The 17,974-nt window shown below is 54.0% G+C and carries 15 protein-coding genes and 1 tRNA gene; 9 read left to right on the forward strand and 7 right to left on the reverse strand.

Annotated features, from left to right (window positions below; all coding sequences use genetic code 11):
- Window positions 1-109: 109 nt before the first annotated feature.
- The gene (locus tag C4520_15375) at window positions 110-565 is read left to right on the forward strand and encodes a DNA-binding protein (protein RJP17910.1); all 456 of its coding nucleotides are present in this window, start codon (window positions 110-112) and stop codon (window positions 563-565) included.
- A 112-nt stretch (window positions 566-677) separates the two neighbouring features.
- Here C4520_15375 and C4520_15380 read toward each other — a convergent pair whose 3' ends face one another.
- Window positions 678-1,439 carry a glucose 1-dehydrogenase gene (locus C4520_15380; protein RJP17911.1) on the reverse strand — a complete coding sequence of 254 codons (762 nt, stop codon included), beginning with the start codon at window positions 1,437-1,439 and terminating at the stop codon, window positions 678-680.
- A gap of 57 nt (window positions 1,440-1,496) precedes the next feature.
- Complete coding sequence (locus C4520_15385; protein ID RJP17912.1) at window positions 1,497-1,958, reverse strand: MaoC family dehydratase; 462 nt, start codon at window positions 1,956-1,958, stop codon at window positions 1,497-1,499.
- A 555-nt stretch (window positions 1,959-2,513) separates the two neighbouring features.
- Here C4520_15385 and C4520_15390 point away from each other — a divergent pair.
- From C4520_15390 to C4520_15415, 6 genes are all read left to right on the forward strand, one after another.
- Window positions 2,514-4,871 (forward strand): formate C-acetyltransferase/glycerol dehydratase family glycyl radical enzyme, encoded by a 2,358-nt coding sequence (locus C4520_15390; protein ID RJP17913.1) that lies wholly within the window; start codon window positions 2,514-2,516, stop codon window positions 4,869-4,871.
- A gap of 41 nt (window positions 4,872-4,912) precedes the next feature.
- Complete coding sequence (locus tag C4520_15395) at window positions 4,913-6,328, forward strand: hypothetical protein (GenBank protein RJP17914.1); 1,416 nt, start codon at window positions 4,913-4,915, stop codon at window positions 6,326-6,328.
- Between the two features lie 144 nt (window positions 6,329-6,472).
- Window positions 6,473-6,545 (forward strand) — tRNA-Thr (locus tag C4520_15400).
- Window position 6,546: 1 nt separating this feature from the next.
- Window positions 6,547-6,813 carry a hypothetical protein gene (locus C4520_15405; protein RJP17915.1) on the forward strand — a complete coding sequence of 89 codons (267 nt, stop codon included), beginning with the start codon at window positions 6,547-6,549 and terminating at the stop codon, window positions 6,811-6,813.
- Between the two features lie 198 nt (window positions 6,814-7,011).
- Window positions 7,012-7,389 (forward strand): DUF2294 domain-containing protein, encoded by a 378-nt coding sequence (locus tag C4520_15410; protein RJP17916.1) that lies wholly within the window; start codon window positions 7,012-7,014, stop codon window positions 7,387-7,389.
- A 376-nt stretch (window positions 7,390-7,765) separates the two neighbouring features.
- Window positions 7,766-9,493: an ATP-grasp domain-containing protein gene (locus tag C4520_15415; protein ID RJP17917.1), complete on the forward strand. Its 1,728-nt coding sequence runs from the start codon at window positions 7,766-7,768 to the stop codon at window positions 9,491-9,493.
- Between the two features lie 98 nt (window positions 9,494-9,591).
- Here the strand turns inward: C4520_15415 and C4520_15420 are convergent, their stop codons facing one another.
- Window positions 9,592-10,413 carry a class I SAM-dependent methyltransferase gene (locus C4520_15420; protein ID RJP17918.1) on the reverse strand — a complete coding sequence of 274 codons (822 nt, stop codon included), beginning with the start codon at window positions 10,411-10,413 and terminating at the stop codon, window positions 9,592-9,594.
- 126 nt (window positions 10,414-10,539) lie between these two features.
- On the reverse strand, window positions 10,540-11,571 hold the full coding sequence (gene msrA, locus C4520_15425; GenBank protein ID RJP17919.1) for a peptide-methionine (S)-S-oxide reductase: 1,032 nt from the start codon (window positions 11,569-11,571) through the stop codon (window positions 10,540-10,542).
- Window positions 11,572-11,750: 179 nt separating this feature from the next.
- Between msrA and C4520_15430 the strand changes: the two genes are divergently transcribed.
- Window positions 11,751-12,314 (forward strand): hypothetical protein, encoded by a 564-nt coding sequence (locus tag C4520_15430; protein ID RJP17920.1) that lies wholly within the window; start codon window positions 11,751-11,753, stop codon window positions 12,312-12,314.
- A gap of 118 nt (window positions 12,315-12,432) precedes the next feature.
- Here C4520_15430 and yedF read toward each other — a convergent pair whose 3' ends face one another.
- The gene (gene yedF / locus C4520_15435) at window positions 12,433-12,795 is read right to left on the reverse strand and encodes a sulfurtransferase-like selenium metabolism protein YedF (protein RJP17921.1); all 363 of its coding nucleotides are present in this window, start codon (window positions 12,793-12,795) and stop codon (window positions 12,433-12,435) included.
- Between the two features lie 184 nt (window positions 12,796-12,979).
- On the opposite strand from yedF, the gene C4520_15440 reads away from it, so the two are divergent.
- Window positions 12,980-14,605, forward strand: coding sequence for a hypothetical protein (locus C4520_15440; GenBank protein ID RJP17922.1), 1,626 nt, complete (start codon window positions 12,980-12,982; stop codon window positions 14,603-14,605).
- Between the two features lie 168 nt (window positions 14,606-14,773).
- Here the strand turns inward: C4520_15440 and C4520_15445 are convergent, their stop codons facing one another.
- The gene (locus tag C4520_15445) at window positions 14,774-17,005 is read right to left on the reverse strand and encodes a hypothetical protein (protein ID RJP17923.1); all 2,232 of its coding nucleotides are present in this window, start codon (window positions 17,003-17,005) and stop codon (window positions 14,774-14,776) included.
- Window positions 17,006-17,295: 290 nt separating this feature from the next.
- The coding region (locus tag C4520_15450; protein ID RJP17924.1) for a hypothetical protein at window positions 17,296-17,974 on the reverse strand (679 nt) is incomplete at its 5' end.

Consider the following 17,974-nt stretch of genomic DNA (forward strand, 5'->3'; position numbering starts at 1 on the left):
GCTACCGCACCTTCGAAACTTTTTCTTTGGCCCTTTATCACGTACTCGGAAATCTCCCTATACCAGAATTAACCCACAAATTCTTGTGAGGAGCTAAAATCATTAACCTTTGTTGAAGGAGCAGGCCGAAATGAAAACAATTCCTTACGAAGGCCCCATCGAGGCGATTGTTCTAGGCCTGGGACCCGGCGAGCTTCTGCTCGAATCGATCGAAAAAGCGATACGCGTGCATGACATCAGGAATGGCGTGGTGGTCTCGGGCATCGGCACGTTGAAGACCTGCCGGATGCATTACATCACCCACACCGATTTCCCGCCGCAGGACGCCAAATTCACTCTGCACGAGCCGCTCGAGCTCGTGAGCATGAACGGCATTATTGCCGATGGCGAACCGCATCTCCACGCGGTTGTATCGCAGGCGGAGGAAGGTGCGCGCGGGGGACACATCGAGCCGGGGTGCGAAGTGGCTTACCTTGCGGAGATCGTCATCCACAAGTACCGATATCTTCGTCTGATGCGGCGGCCTCATCCGGACAAGATGATCAAGCTGCTCGGCCCGAAATAAGGTACACCCGATCCGCAAGAACTCGCTATTAAAAAGGCGGCCCCGCCGGCGAGGAAGTATCCGGCGGAGCCGCTCAACAAGACACGTATTGACGCCTGTTCGTATGCCAGGCCTACGCGGTGCCTCCTCCATCGACAACCATATACGAGCCGGTTGTGAAGCTGGAGGCGTCCGACGCAAGATAAAGCGCAGCCCCCGCGATCTCAATCGGCTGCGCGTGTCGCTTTAGCGGAATGCTCTCTAGGGCGATCTTATAAATCTCCTCGGTCTCGATCAGCACTTTGGCAAAATGAGTTTCGGTAAGACCTGGGCAGATGGCATTGCAGCGCACTCCCGACGGACCAAGTTCCTTGGCGAATACCTTGGTCATCATTATGACCGCAGCCTTGGTCATCCCGTACACGGCTTGAAACTGCGAACCTCGCAGGCCGGCCACGGAGGCGATATTAATGATAGAGCCTTTCTTTTGCTCCACCATTATCTTGCCCGCCTTTTGGGCCATGAAGAAATATCCCTTGGTGTTGACCTCGAAGGTCTTGTCATAGGCGCTCTCGGGCACCTCGAGAACGCTGCCGAAATACGGATTGGCCGCGGCGTTGTTAACGAGGACATCAACCCGCCCGTATTTTTTCATGACCTGATCGTAAAGCGAATCGATCATTTCCAGCTTGCCCGTGTGGCACGCGATCGGAATGGCTTCTCCTCCCGATTTCTTGATCGACGCCGCGACCGCATCGAGTGACTCCTGCTTGCGTGAGGATATCACCACCTTCGCTCCGTTTTCCGCGAATGTCCGGGCTATCGCCTCGCCGATTCCGCGGCTGGCGCCGGTTACGATGGCCACCTTGTCTTTCAAACTGAAGCTTACTCCCACAACCGTACCCTCCGTGTGTCCGTGCAACCGTTGTATGTTCCGAGGAGAAGTGGACGATCACGTAAAGAACATGGTCAAGGTCTCAGCGATGGCGGCCGGCTTGTCCTCGCCCTCGATTTCTATCGTATGGGTGGTCGTAACCAACACGCGTCCGCCGCCCTTCTCCTCGATATTTGTCAGAGACATGCGATCCCTGATTTTGGAATTGACCGGAACCGGATTGACGAACCGGAGCTTGTTCATCCCGTAGTTGATCGCCATCCGGGTTCCTTCGGGGATGACGGAGATATCCGAAGAAAAATAGGGGAGGAGGGAAACAGTCAGATAACCGTGCGCGATTGTTTTTCCGAACGGCCCGCTGGCCGCCATTTCCTCATCCACATGAATCCATTGATGATCGCCGGTGCAATCCGCAAAAGCATTAATACGCTTCTGGTCGATCTGCAGCCAGTCCGAAACACCGATCTCCTTGCCCAAACGATCCTTCAGTTGTTCGAGAGGTAGCACTTCCGCAGCCATTTCTTTTCTCCTTTCGTATTGATGCGAATACAATTCGATAGAGGCAGGTAATCCAACAACAGAAACAGTCCACTCTCCGATAGCGCATATTGTATTCATTTCCCGCCCATTTTTCAACCATTTCCTCAAGAACTACCTGTGACTTTCCAAAGAGAGAAGCAAATGAAGTCATGTCAAGCCGGCGCTTCGGCAGAGTGGATTACAGTGTTTGCCCCAGTTACTGCTGGGAAACGGCATGACAAGCTATAAAGGAAAAGATTTGTCTCCCCAATGCCACCGGACCGGGAACTGACGAAATCCATGACGGGCATTTGAAGAAATAAGAGTGGCGCATTGGCCACGGCGGCGCAATCGGGAAAAGTCGTGGGTTTTAAAAATTTGTGGCATGAGCGAGGAGAGGGTGGGGTGCGCCAGCTTTTAGATAAACGACACTTCTTTTGTGTTCCAGCCCGAGAATTTTGACACAGCCTCTTTTCCTTATTATAATTGAAGCACATTGTTCTATTTTTGGACCAGATTATTATATAACTCGTTACTGATACAAAGCTTATCTAAATGAGGCGAACCATGGCCTGTTCACACCCCCGATTGGAAAAGCTGAGACTCAGCCTTCTTGACGCTCCGCACGAGATCTGCATCGAGCGCGCGCGGCTGCTGACGCAATCATATATGGAAAACGCAGACCTGCCGCAGATCGTGCGATTTGCCAAGGCAGTAGACCACGTTCTAAGGAACATGTCCGTTCGAATCGACAGCGATGAACTTGTAGTTGGCTGCCGTACGAGCAAACTGAAGGCCGCACCGCTCTATCCCGAAAACAAGAGCGCCTGGATCGAGGAAAACCTGGATGGTTTCGCGGAGCGCGAACATCAGCGCGCCCTTATTTCGGACTCCGAGAGGACGGAGCTTCGCGACAAGATTCTGCCCTATTGGCGCGGGAAGACTGTCGAAGACCGGATGAATGACCTGATGCCCGACCACTTGAAACTGGAAATGAGCAAGATGGTCTTCACCATGATGATGCAGATCACGTACGGCATCGGGCACTTCTCAATGAATACCGAAAGGGTGCTTTCTGAAGGACTGGAATCCATCATAAAAATATCAGCAAGATGCGAGGCCGATTCGACGGACGCCGATGAGCGCGCTTTCTTCTCGGCAAGCCGGATTGCTTGTGAAGGCGCGATTGCCTTCGCTCAGAGGTATGCCGATGAGGCGGAACGACTCGCCGCGGCTGAGACCGACGCCGCAAGACGGCAGGAGCTCGAGGAAATAGCCCGGGCCTGCCGTCATGTGCCTGCCAAGCCTGCCCGTACTTTCCATGAGGCGGTGCAATCGCTGTATTTCATTCAACTGATCGCCCAGATCGAGAGCGGCGGCAATTCCATTTCCGTCGGCAGGATCGACAAGATTCTTTATCCGTATTACAAGCGTGACCGTGACTTGGGGCGGATCACACCCCAACAGGCCCAGCTCCTGATCGAGTGCATGTTCCTCAAGATGGGCGAAATCTGGAATGTGCTCGAGGAGACATATCTGCCCGGCGGCGAGGGGCCGGAAGGCAAGACTACGCAGAATGTGATCGTCGGCGGTATGCGTCCCGACGGCGGCGACGACACAAATGATCTCACGCGCCTTGCGCTCGAAGCGTACGCGGATCTGCGCACCGTCCAGCCGAATTTCGGTATCCGCATCAATCGCAATACTCCCGATGACCTGTTCCTGCGCGCGTGCGAGCTGACTCGCGAGGGCGTGCTCATCCATTTCTTCAATGATGAGGTGATCGTGCCTGCGCTCGGTGCCAAAGGATGCTCGATCGAGGATGCCCGCGACTACAGCGCCGTCGGCTGCGTCGAGCCGAATCCGCACGGAAAAACCTTTGGGTCCACCTTCGCCGTGCAGTTCAATGCCGCAAAATGCCTGGAGTTCGGGGTCACCGGCGGCCAGTGCTCCGTCTTCGGACTTCGGAACGGCGCCCCCTGCGGAGGTCTTCAGACCTATTCCAGGTATGACGAGTTGCTGGAAGCATACAAGCTGCAGGTGAATCAATTTCTCCAGCGCATGGCCGATGCAATGTATATTCTCGATACTGCTATTGCCGAGCTTGTGCCGGCGCCGTTCGCCTCGAGTCTCATCGAGGGGTGCCTCGAGTCGGGGAGGGATGTCACCCGAGGAGGCGCCCGGTATAACTTCACTGGAGTTCAACTTATGGGGCTTGCCAATGTCGCCGATTCGCTTGCCGCAGCAAAAAAGCTGGTGTTCGACGAAGGCGAGGTTGCGGCTGCGGAGCTGGTTGAGGCGCTTGCGAACGATTTCAGTAATCGCGAGCCTCTCCGGCAGATGCTCCTGAAACGCGCGCCCAAATACGGTAACGACGAAGATTATGTCGACACGATCGCGGCTGAGGTCGTCACTCACTTCGCCGAAGAATTGGATAGATATACAACCTACCGCGGCGGGCGCTATCAGATGGGCATCTTTTCGGTCGCTTTTCACATCGCGATGGGCGCCTTTACCGGACCGACCCCCGACGGCCGCAAGATGAGCGAGATACTGGCCAACGGTATAACGCCGCAAACAGGAATGGCGCTCTGCGGCCCCACGGCGATCGTGCAGTCGGCCGCGAAACTGCGCCAGACCGCCGTCTCCAACGGAAACACGCTCATTCTCCGGTTCCAGCCGCTCGGCGTTGAATCCGGAAAATTGCGCGACCTGATCAGAACATACTTCGACCTTGGCGGAATGCAGCTGCAGTTCAACATGGTCGACACGCAAACGCTTCTCGACGCGCAGGCAAATCCCGATCGTTACCGCGACCTCGTCGTGCGCATCGCCGGATACAGTGTACTCTTCACCAACCTGAGCAAGAAGGCGCAGGACGAAATCATCAGCCGCACCGCCTGCGAACTATAGCCTGTTCATGACAGCGAGATAGGCTGAGCGGCACGCCGTCAATGGGAAACGGGGGAAGGCTCATGGACCGCCGGGAATTCTTGAAATCACTGACCGGCGCGGCGGCATCTTTTTGCCTCGGCGCATCCGTCTCCTGCGACAGAGGCAAGCCGGCGCAGTCGGCGTCAACGATGCCGAACATCGTTCTCTTTATCGCAGACGATCTCGGATGGAAAGACCTGAGTTATTATGGAAACAGTAACATTACCACTCCGAATATTGATAGGATCGCCGCGGAAGGGATGTTATTCACGAATGCCTTTGTGACGGCATCCAGTTGTTCACCCAGCCGCGCCAGTATCCTGACCGGCCAATATCCGCATTCCAACGGAGTCACCGGCCTCACTCATGTTCGAAAACGTCTTATGCTTTCGCCGTTCCATCGCACTTTTCCCGAACTGCTGGCAAAATCAGGAATGGAGACGGCATTTGAAGGAAAATGGCACGTCGCGCCGTATTTCCCCACCGGCTGGTACGGCTACCGGCAGCGCCTCAGCGGGGTCCTGCCGAAAGATTTCCTGATCCGGTCATCAGAAAGAGCCGTCGAATTCATTCGGGCAAATCGAAACAATCCTTTCTATCTCGAACTGAACTACATGGACACTCACCGCGATGACGCCGGCGAATTCCATTTCGTGCCGCAATTTCCGGTCGACGCGGACACAATTTCCGTTCCCGACTACTACACGCTGCCCGATTGGCCGGAGGTGCGGCTCGATCTGGCAAAATATTACAGCAACCTGCTGTTGATGGACAGCATGATCGGAACGGTGCTCGATGCGCTTGATCGGAACAGGATTTCCGAAAAGACACTCGTTTGTTTCGTAAGCGATAATGGACCGCCCTTTCCCGGAAACAAGATGACGCTGTACGACCGCGGAATGGCCGTCCCGCTCATTTTTCGCTGGCCGGGAAAAATAGAGGCCGGAACAAGATCAAATGCGCTGGCAAGCACGATTGACATCATGCCGACTCTGCTCGAGGCGAGCGGGATACCGGCGCCTGAATCAGCTCAGGGTAAACCGCTTCTGCGGCTCTTGCAAGCCGAAAATGAGTCTGCCTTCCGAGAGGCTGTCTTCGCCGAAATGACGTACCACGTCAATTATCTCCCGATGCGCGCCGCCCGCACAAGGAAGTGGAAATACATTCGAAATTATTCGGATGATCCCGTGGGACTTGACCAGTGTTCGCACATGGCATGGGCTCGGAAGATATGCGAACTGCCGAACCAGGGCTGGCTGCGCCCGCGCGCGCCCGAAGAGTTATATGACTTGGAGAACGATCCTCACGAACAGACAAATCTGGTTGCCGACCCCGCGCGTCTTCAGGATTTGGCAGCGATGCGACATTTGCTCGATGAACATATGAGATCAACCCGGGATCCTTTTCTCGGCAAATCGTTCGACCAGCGGCAATAGAATCCTCGCGAACTTCATTTCCCGTAAAACCAGGATCATGACGCCGAAGGCCTGGTCACAGAAGGTGTCCCGATACCCGTACCCCGCGGCCATTGTTTATTGACCGCTCTGGAGGGATGTGTTAGAATGGGGTGGATCGGCGAAGCTGAAGTAGCTCAGTAGGTAGAGCACCGCACTCGTAATGCGGGGGTCGGGGGTTCGAATCCCCCCTTCAGCTCTTGGAACAGGGCGTTGTGAAAGGCCCTGTTCTTTGTACAGCGGCCTATCTCACTCCCAGTTTGCTCTTCTTACTTATACCTTCTGGCAATATTTGCGATCTCGAAAAACAGGTCTTGCTCGCGGATGACGCCCACAGCCCTGTCGCCATCCGTCACCAGCAGTCGTCGAACTTTCAGATCGAGGAGCCGAATAGCGGTTTGCACGAATACATGAGGCTACTCAAGGAGCGGCCAATTGTGGCGACTTTATATTTGAATCCCTCCTAACTTCTCGGGCATGTTCACCGTCATGGCCCGCGACCTGCCAATGAAGGGGGCTATTCTGCCGGCTCTTCCTGCAATGTCCGCTTTCACTGGTCGAATTTCTTGTTGACTGAGGACGGCGCGATAGTATATTTTAGGAATGCCTGCCCCGAGCTGGAAAAAGTCGATGTTACGGTCAGAACCTATGGAATAATAGAGAATATGAGAAAAACCAGAGGACAGATGGAGGAAGAAATCTGCAAGGCGATCATGAAGTTCGAGAAGGACTACATGGGACGAGGCCCGTTGGAGACGAGGACGCATATCATTGAAGATATTGTGCTTATTCGCCTGAAGAAAGTCCTTACTCAGGCCGAACTGAATCTTGCCAAATCGGAGGGCGATTCCAGAGGCCGTGAACTAATAAAGCAAATACGGATCGAGTTACTGGAGAAGGGGCGTTCTCTCCTTGAGACTTCGATTCAATCCATTACGCAGAGAGTGGTCGTCAGTCTTCATACCGATATCAGCACCAAGACGGGGGAAAGGATAATAATCTTTACCCTTGATGGACACCCTGCCTTTGATGGGTCCGATTGAACGGCCTGGCAGAAAAGGTCAGAAGTACCATGCAGTGCGGGGACGCCGCCTTTGGCCGAAATGTATCAGAAGATTAGTGGAAGATTGGGAAGACGCAGAGTATGCGAGGCTCTTGACTACGATCCTACTCCGGCGTATAATTGTGTTGACATAAGGCGAGCACGCGAAGGGCGGTCAAAGCTCCGCCGCCAGGCGCCATTTAGGCCGCAAGAATCAGCAATAATCCTGCGGCGCGCCCCTAAAGTGGTTTTTTAGTCCATCTGTATTCCGCAAGGGCGGAATGCATCATTGGAAAGGAAAGCCGAGGAATACTACGTGATTCCTCGGCTATTTTTTTGAGTTGTCAGTTTCCCGAAGTCGGAACTGGAGAACGAAGATGGAACGAGCCTTCACAAAAGTACTGGTTGCCAATAGAGGTGAGATTGCAATACGGATCACGCGCGCATGTCAGGAGTTGGGAATGGCGACAGTGGCCGTATATTCCGATGACGACAGGAAATCCTTCTATTATCGCATTGCCGATGAAGCTGTCAATATCAGCGGAAGCGGTGCGAGAGATACGTACCTGAATATTGAGAAAATACTGCAGGTAGCCGAGAAGACCGGTTGCGACGCGGTGCATCCGGGATATGGTTTCCTGTCCGAGAATCCTGATTTTGCGGGCGAATGTGAAAGAACCGGCATAAAATTCATCGGGCCCTCGAGCGCCTGCATGAAAAAGATCGGAGATAAAGCCGGCCTGAAGAAATTGATGAAAACCGGCGGCATTCCGACTCTGCCGTCTCTTGAAGATAGGGTTGCGGCGGAAAATCTGAAGACAGCGATTCGCGAAATCGGGCTGCCGGTGATTATCAAGCCGTCATTCGGGGGTGGCGGCAAGGGAATGAGGGCAGTATTCACCGAGCAAGAAACGGAAGACGCAATACGGTATGCAAGGACAATCGGCAAGTCGGCTTTTGGAAGCCCGGCCTTCTACATCGAAAAATTGCTGGAGCGCCCGCGACACATCGAGGTGCAAGTCCTCGCGGATCACACAGGAGGCATTCTTGCCTTTGGTGAAAGAGAGTGCTCGATCCAGAGAGACTACCAGAAATTAATAGAGGAAACCCCTTCACCCGCGCTTACCGGAGAGGATAGAGACATCGTCATTGAATTGGCCAGGAATGCGGCCGGATTGATCGAGTACGAGAATGCTGGAACCGTCGAGTTTCTCTACCAGGATGGCAGCTTCTATTTCATCGAGGTTAACGGAAGAATTCAGGTGGAGCACTCGATCACGGAGTTGGTTACCGGTATCGATCTCATCAAGGAGCAGATACGAATTGCTGCCGGAGGAAGCATCCCCTTCGCCGGTGAATACATTGTTCCCAGGGGCTGGGCGATCCAATGCAGAATCAACGCGGAAGACCCATCCCGGAATTTCCTCCCGTCTCCCGGCAAGATTCTCGGGTATCGCGCCCCCGGAGGATTTGGAGTCAGGGTGGATACCGGCGTGTTCATGGGGTACTCCATTCCCGCCCAATACGATTCGCTTGTGTCGAAGTTGTCGGTTTGGGCGAGAGGGCGAGATGAGGCCATCTCACGAATGAAGCGGGTCCTTAATGAATATGTGATACTTGGCACCAAGACAACTCTTCCGCTCCATCGAGCCATATTTCGAGAGCCTGATTTCCTCAGCGGTAATTTCGATACCGGGTACATTGAGAAGCACATCGGGTATCTACTAGAAACAATGAGACAGCTCGAACAGAACGAACGATCTCATGACCAGATGCTTGCGGAAGTGTTCCTGAATAATTTACATGGTGAACACGGCTCTCCTGAATCGCACGTGGAGGTCACGCCGCAGGCTGTGGCAATTCCCCCGTTTGACCCTCGGAACGGCGACGACAATAAGCGGGACGGAGCTGAACTCGCCGCACTGATAGGAGCAGCAATTGCGCTGGCAACGAATACTGAGAGTTCTTCCGCCGAACAGATCAGAGAAACGGGGCGAAGCGGCAACAGTTGGTCTTTGGCGGGACGTTGTGCTCAAATGAACCAGAGACTTTCCGGCGGGACATATCGCAGTGGTTCCAAGACTCACACCGCTTACGGAATGTGAGGAATGAACCGATCTACAGGATCCCATAGAATTTAATCCGCCCCTGTAGTCGGCGTCCTCAGGAATCCAGAGAATAGTATCTCTAGTCAAGGCAGGAATCAGGTCGAATCTGTCGTTCGAGACAATCTTTCAGTTCCCAATCTGCGGAGGAGAGCGATTGGCCGCTCGATCTTTCCCTCCCGAGCCTGCGGGCAATGCTTGTCCAGCGGTTCATCCAGATTCCAGTTATTCCACCAGCCAATAAACTCGAACTGTCCGCTCTTTTCTACTGAACCGACAAATTCGTCCGGAATAATGGCGTGTCTTCGGGAAACTTCCTCCAATGTGGTTTGAACGTCATTCTCACCGATTATCCGAAGCCTGATGATCTCATCAAAGGTCCGAGTGGCAGGATCGACATTCTGCATGAGATAGGATGCCTCTATCCTGTATCGATCCGCTTGGATCATCCAGTTTTCAGTTCTCTGCAGCAACGGATTAAACTCGATGCACCAGTCAAGCAGGTAGAGGCCGCCCGGGTTCAATGCATTCGCGACGCAGGAGAGATGGCTCAGAAACTCTTCCGCATTCTTCACATAAAGCGAACCGAGCAGGACGAGGGCGAAATCGACATGATCCTGCAATTCAAAGCGACTCATATCCGCCTGAACGAGGACAGGCGAAAATCCTTTCGCCTTCGCTTTTGCCTTCGCATATTGAAGCATCCGATCGTTCAGATCAACGCCAATGTAGGAGTATCCTCTTCTCATCAACTCCAACGAATGCGGCGCCGGACCACAGCCGAGTTCAAGCGTGCGGCGGACAAGAATTCGAGAGTGAAGCTCAACGCATTTCTCTATGACATCGACTTCATGCTTGATGTCGCGAAATGAAAAGGCAGCCTCGTACTCCTCGGGATGATCATAAATTCTTTTATTCATCTGCGCCCCGTCCGGACCTGCTCCCTTAGCCGTGAAAGAAAAATTCTGGCCGAAGTATACCGTGTCGGCCAGAATTTCTCAAGTGTTCGCAGCAACAAAAATGGGAAGAAGCGTTAGAATATTACACTACCTGTTCTTTTTATGCGTTTGAAAGAGATATAGATATTTTCCATATCCTTCTTTTTCCATGTCTTCTTTTGGAATGAAACGCAGAGCCGCGGAATTCATGCAGTAGCGAAGGCCGGTCGGGGGCGGGCCGTCATCGAACACATGGCCCAGGTGCGAGTCGCCGCGCTTGCTCCTCACCTCAGTGCGTTTGGTGAAAAGCAGCTTCCTGTCGTCTTTTTCGACGATGTTCTGGGGCTCGAGCGGCTTGGTGAAGCTGGGCCAGCCCGTCCCCGAATCGTACTTGTCGATGGAACTGAACAGCGGTTCTCCCGATACGACATCCACGTATATGCCCTCGCGCTTGTTATCCCAATATTCGTTGTCAAATGGCGGTTCCGTTCCCTCATGCCGGGTGACCTCGTACTGAAGCGGTGTCAGCTTCGCTCGCAACGTGGCCTCGTCCAGCTTTGGGCGCCGCTGCGCTTCGTCCAACCGCGTCTCCTCCGGTTTCGGGCTCCACGCTTTTTCAATGAATTCGTCTCGGCCGGAATGATGACGGTACACCTTGTATCTCAATGAATGCGTGTCGTAATAATCCTGATGATAGTCCTCGGCCCGATAAAAGTTGGTGAAGGGCCTGATTTCGGTGGCTATCGGCCTGTCAAATCTGCCTGACTTGTCAAGGGCTTCCTTTGTCTTTTCCGCAAGCCGCCTTTGCTCCTGATCATGATAAAAGATCGCGCTGCGGTATTGGCTGCCGCGATCGACAAACTGCCCACCCGCATCTGTCGGGTCTATTTGCTTCCAGAAAACCTCAAGCAACTGCTCATATGAGACTCGCGACGGATCATAATATACCTGAACGGCCTCGACGTGGCCCGTTGTACCTGATGTAACTTGCTCGTACGTGGGATTTTCCACGTCTCCTCCCGCATAGCCGGAAACCACATCCTCAACCCCCGGCACCTTCTCAAAATCGGCTTCCACGCACCAGAAGCAGCCGCCGGCAAATGTCGCCTTTCTTAAAACCTTCTTTTCCTGTTCAGCCATCTTTCCTCCCTTAGAATCCGAAGTTTCTCGGCATATATTCCAATATATTTTGCGGTCTTGGCCAGAAATGGGCAAGCTTGGTAATCCTTCTCCTGGCTTTCCGGCAGCGCCTCCCCCGCAAGATCAGTGGCACCATGCGGCCGCATTTCCTATAGTTTAATTAAGCAAATTCAGCTTGTATGCGGAGGTTTTTGAAGAAGCGGAGGTTTTTGAAGAAGATGAAGATATTGATCCCCGACCCGTCTTTGGTCTTGCTGATCGGGCCGTCCGGTTCGGGCAAATCCATTTTTGCCCGCAGGCATTTTTTGCCAACCGAAGTGGTTTCGTCGGATTTTTGCCGCGCACTCGTGTCCGACGATGCCAACAACCAGGACGTGTCGAAGGATGCGTTTGACCTGCTTCATTTCATCGCCAGGAAACGTCTGCATAACCGGAAAGTCGTCGTCATAGATGCCACAAACCTGAGGCGCGACGTTCGGAAACAGCTGTTCCTGATCGCCGCCGCGTATGAGGTCGTTCCCATCGGTATCGCTTTCGACCTGCCGAAGACCGTCTGTTTCGCGCGCAACCGCCGCCGCGACCGATATATTAATCCCGAGGTCGTCGAGCGGCAATGGGAGCAAATGCAGCATGCGCTGACAAATCTGAAAAACGAGGAATTCGCCACACTGTACGTGCTTGATTCAGTGGGGGCGGTGGAGGCGGCAACTGTCGAGCGTATTTCTTCTCGTCATGCTCGATGAAGCCAAAGGCGAGCATTATCCGTCTTGAGGGGGACCGAAACGATACTCCTCCGAGGGAATAATGGCCAGCTAAATGAAGAGTTTGGTGCGCTTTCGGCGGAAAGCTGAGGTGGTGTGCTCAGACGCTTACCACCTTTGACGCCGACACAAGTATTTGAGAAATCTCCCTCATGTTGGATCCTCTGCCCACACGTTGCTTTTCTCTCAACTGAAAGAAATCCAGACAGGTTCCGCAGGCAAGAATCTGGATGTTCCTCTTTTCCAGCTCCCGTAGGGTCTCCAGAACATCCGTACTTTCGGTAGCCAACTTGACGCCGGAATTCATCATGATCAAGAAATCCGGCGGATCATCAGAAATACTTAAATGATGGAGAAAATTCATCATCAAATTAGCGCCAAGTTCATCGTTCCCACGGCCGATCGTTTCCGAACAGATCAAGACTGCCACTTTCCCTGTTTCACCTGATCGCTCTTCTTTCATTCGTTTTGATTTCCTTCCCAATTATAAGACGGATCACCAGGCTATTTCGTTCCTGATGCTATTGTATTATATTTATGGACGCAAGTTCATCAAGCCTCAGACCTTTTAGCAGCACGGATTGACGCTATGGCTCCTGAACCAATATGATAGTGATACAAATCGCGGATAGAAAAGGCGGTGCGTTATGAAGAAACTCGACGACTCGAATGCCATAGAGGTTGCTGATGGCCTGTGGTGGGTCGGATTTGCGGATTACGAGGCCGGCTTTTCCAATAATCCCTACCTTCTGATAGACGGAGATGAGGCGGTGTTGTTCGATCCCGGGCCGGGCCACCCCCTGTTTCGAGACATCATTCTCCAGAAGATCGAGCAAGTGACTTCTCCCGAGCACATTCGATACCTCGTCGTCCACCACCAAGACCCCGATCTGTGCGGCTTGATTCCCCTGATTGAAAACGCCCTGCATCCCGACCTCGTTATTATGGCGCATCCACGCACGGCGCTTTTCGTCCCCTACTATGGCGTTCGGAAAGGCGTTTTGCCGCTGGGAGACGGGGATAGTTTGGAACTGAAGTCGGGCCGGAAAGTTGTCTTTTTCCACGCACCTTACCTCCATTTCGCCGGGAATATTATGAGTTACGACACTAAAACCTCATCCCTTTTCTCCGGCGACGTCTTCGCAGTCTTCAGCCGCGAATGGAGCCTGTATGCCGACCGCTCCTACAAGGAACTCGCGCGCGACTTCATTGAAAATTACGTGGCCGCCAGAGAACCGGTTCTTTATGCTTACGAAAAGATAAAGACATTCAAAATTGATCGCATTCTCCCCCAACATGGAGGAATCATCGAAAAGGATATCGATGTCTTCCTCCAATTGCTGCAGGAAGTTAATCCCGGTCGGCTCATCGGGGAATTACGCAACAAGCCGACAACCGCCCAAACCCGCGCCCTTTTCTCAAGCGGAAAAGAGTGGCTGGAGTACTGGCTAAAAAAGGAGTTGGACGCGCATTCTCTTGATGAACTCATGAAGGTGGCGATAGAGGAAGGACCTTCGACTATCTCGCTTCTCATCGATTCAATCTCAAAGAAAGCGAAGGAGTTGGGTGTCGCTAACCCCTTGACCTATAGCCAGGTGCATCGCTGGGATACCATTTGGTCCTCCCAAACCGCCCCGATTCTGGATTCGATCCGCAGGCGCTTCTTGAGCAGGCAGTACAGCCTGCGCTCGGGGACAGACCCTCTTGTGGACGTGTTGAAGCAGGACCTGCAGGCATTCAAGACGAGTGTGGTCGTCATGTTTGTAGACATCCGCGGTTTCACGCAGTGGAGCGCCGAACGCGCCCCCGCCGAGGTCGTAGAGACGCTGAACCGGCAGCACGAAATCATGGCGCGGATCATCAACTCGAGCGGCGGCAGGGTCAACAAGATTCTGGGCGACGGAATTCTCGCCTACTTCCCTGAGCAGAAGCTTCAGGAGAGTCTCATCGCCGCCGAAAAACTCCAGAGCGCGGTCCAAAAAAACCACCTTCTGCCCATCGGCATCGGCTGCGATTCCGGCGAAGTCATCATGGGGGATATCGGTCAGGAGGCAAGGCTCGACTACACGCTGATCGGATCGGTTGTAAATTTCGCCTCGCGGATGTGCAGCAGCGCGGGTAAAGGCGAAATCGCCTTCAGCCAGCGCTTGCTTTCCAGGGTGGATGCAGCGATCGTGGAAAAAATCCTGCATTCCTACTCCTCCAAGACAATCCGCGCCAAAGTGAAGCCGGGCGATCCCGAAATTGAAGGAGTCGTGCTGCAAAGGAGATAAGCAGTCGGCATCCTCTCCCTCTGAAAGCTGGATTTGAAAAGCGGTCCTCTTTCCCGCGTCATTCCATGCGGGAATCAGCGAAACGATTCTTGGAAAAAGCATAAAAAAGAGGGGCGGCGCCTCGCCGCCCCTCTTTCCTTGCAGTATTTATCCTCTCAGTCTGCCTTTTCAGATCCTTTTCTTCCTGAGAGCGAAGCGATACAGCACGAGGGAAGTTCCGAGCGTCAAGCTGAGAAGCATTCCCAGCCCAACAAAACTGGGCGCCTCTAGCGCAAGATCGCACGTCCAGATCACGGGCATCAAAGTTGTCCTCGTTGCCGCCCTCAGAATCTCATGACGTGCAATTACATCGGCAATCGCCGGGCTGTAATGGTAATACAGCCGAACAAAGATTCGCCCGATATCGTTCGACAACAGGTACGCATCTCTGAATTGTCTGAGGATGACTACATCGGCCGCCATCGGCGAACCGAACGCCGCGGTTGCGATGAAGCAGTCATCATCGTCATCGTCACCAACCTGCTGCGGAGTGACGAGCTGTAGCCCGTCGGTTAGATGGCTCACACACAACTCGACTGCCGGCTGCCCGGTCTCGTCCGGGAATGCCGCATGATCGATTCTCTCCACCAGGAATCCATCGCCGACAAAGGCTCTTTGCCAGCCGGTTCCGACGGTGAAACGCCATACCTCCAGTGCTTGCGGATTCGTTCCCGCAGGAAGCAGGAGCACCAGCGTTGCGCAATCCTCAGGGAGCACCATCGGCGGCTGCAGACTGACGGGCTCGGCGAATCCTCTCACACCGAACGGCAGCGGAGCGAGACCGTCCACCGGACCAAAGAACGGGCGGGGTATCAAGGTTACGGGAACCACCAGGAACGAGCCTGAGAGCGTGCCGTCAAGCAGTGTGATGATGACAAATTCGTCCTGCATTTCCACGACTTGCGGCGGCAAGACCGGCGCCGTGTCCTCTATGTTGAAGCGGTATGAGCCGTCGGCGAAGTACGTGGCGGAATTCGCCCGAGCGTCACACGCATCAACAACAACCTGCACCGTCTGCCCCATCGGCAGCCCGGAGCCGAATGTGGTTTCAAAATCCGGAACGAACGTCACCCACACATCTCGGGCGTTCCCGTCTTCCACCATTCTGAATCTGGTTTCCCCGGCAATCGGTTCCAGAGTTTCTACGCCGCCGTCGGTATACACGAGGAACGCATTGACGGCGGTGCGGCATGTCGGGTCTGCCAGCGCTACCGCTGTGTCGTCAAAGAGTCTTACGCAGATAGTGGTGAACACAGATGCGGGAAAGTTGTCCACGATTCCCTGTCCGGGGAATGGATGAAGGTCCTCCTCAATAATCACGGGCGCATCGAAATCTTCGCAGGATTCATCGACGAGTCCGTCGCAATCGTTGTCGACGGCGTCGCCGCAGATTTCGGTCGCTATCGGATTAATGAGGGGATCATGGTCGTTGCAGTCCACGTCCGAAAAAAAGCCGTCGCCGTCTTCGTCCACCGGCGCGGCGCAATCGGGATCGGCCGCATCCGTCAACCCGTCGCAATCGTTGTCCATCAAGTCGTCGCAGACTTCAGCCGCGCCCGGGTTCACCAGCGGATTCGTATCGTCGCAATCGACGTCGGAGAAGAACCCATCGCCGTCCGCATCGATCGGCGGCGCTCCGCAATCCGGATCGAGGAGATCGACAAATCCGTCGCAGTCGTTGTCAATTCCATCATCGCATTTTTCAGCCACGCCCGGGTTGACGAGCGGATCCGTGTCGTCGCAGTCTCCGCCGCCGGCTCCTGGACTCGGGTTGCACAAGGCATCCTCGAATCCGTCGCCGTCCGCATCGGCGCATCCGGGACCGCCAACAACCTCAAAGGAATTTGTCAGAGTGAGTTCCTCGCCGTGATTCAGTGTTTCATTGCCTACATCAAACAATGCGCCATACCACGTGACCGTCCACCGGTAGACTCCGGGAGTGGCCGGAGCGGGGGCGGAAAGCATTACCGGAAACTGCAAGCCCGGGAAGCCTCCGTCATCGCCCGTCTCCGTTGGGCCCGTTACCCGGTCAAGTTCTCGATAACTCCCTCCGCCAAGATCCTCATAAAGAATCGCGCGAATCCAACCGGTCCTATACCCGCCGGTAAAAACCACGTTTACCGTTTCGCCGGCCGTATAGAGGGTCTTGTCGGTCGTGGCCGTCAGATTCATCACTGTCCGGGACTGATCCTGCCAGACACCGTGCGCGTGACACCCATTGCACGTCGGCGTGTCGTTCGAATGGCATGACGCACAATGCAACCCGAAAAGCTCCGATCTGGCAAGCGCGGGTTGTGGAATCAGAAACAGCAGGGCCATCAACCACAGAAAGAGAATCAGGACGTAATTCTTAGTTCTCATGCGCCACCTCCACTTTTTCTCTCCTATTGTCCTCCACTGTTACCTTTAAACCCGGCCACGCTTCTCGCGTGAGTCGGGTATACTGCCAGTCAAAATACAGCCTCTTCCGCGCTGATATACCTGCTCGATTCCATTTCCAGTACAGTAAACTAAGTAAGCATGTTCATTAACCGATCCAAGTGCAAGCGATTTTTTCGTCGGTTTCAAAAAAAAAGAGAAGCAGTCCATTGGCTGCTTCTCTTATTCCCTGTAAATGTCTGTTTACAGGCTATTTAGCGTCTATCGCTTACTTATTTTTTTCTCCAGATCCTCCAGAATTGACGCGGCGAACGTTCGCATTTGTCGTCATCGTCATCATCGCGTTCGTCATCGTTTTCATCTTCATCATCATGAACGTTGTCGTTTACTACTGTTAAAAGCCAGACCTCCTCACTTTCCTCGACGACTATCGGACGTACATCCCCGTCAGCGCCTCTCACTCTCCAGTAAATAGGAGTGTCTTGCGGCGCTTTCGCCCAGATCGTTGACGGCAGGGTGAATGAAGTCGTCTTCAGTATCGGAGAATGCCACAAAAACGCCGTGAAATCCGGATCAAGTGAAAACTCGAGACGGAAAGTATCGGCGGTTTCGGCCGACCATTCGAACGTCGGAAGCTCCCGTATCACGGCGCCGTCTGCAGGCTCGAGCAAGTGAATTTCAGACGGCTGAGCAATGGTGCAATCGGAATCGGCTGCGTCAACAAACCCGTCGCAGTCATTGTCGATGCCGTCGTCGCACACTTCGGGTGCGCCGGGATTGACTGCGGGATTGGTGTCGTCACAATCCGCATCAGCGGCATAGCCGTCGCCGTCCGCGTCCACCGGGGGCGGTCCTTCGCAATCTGGATCGGCTGCGTCAACAAAGCCGTCGCAGTCGTTGTCGATGCCGTCGTCGCACACTTCGGGTGCGCCGGGATTGACTGCGGGATCG

Source organism: Candidatus Abyssobacteria bacterium SURF_5 (assembly GCA_003598085.1).
In the GTDB taxonomy this organism is placed as follows: Bacteria; Abyssobacteria; SURF-5; order SURF-5; family SURF-5; genus SURF-5.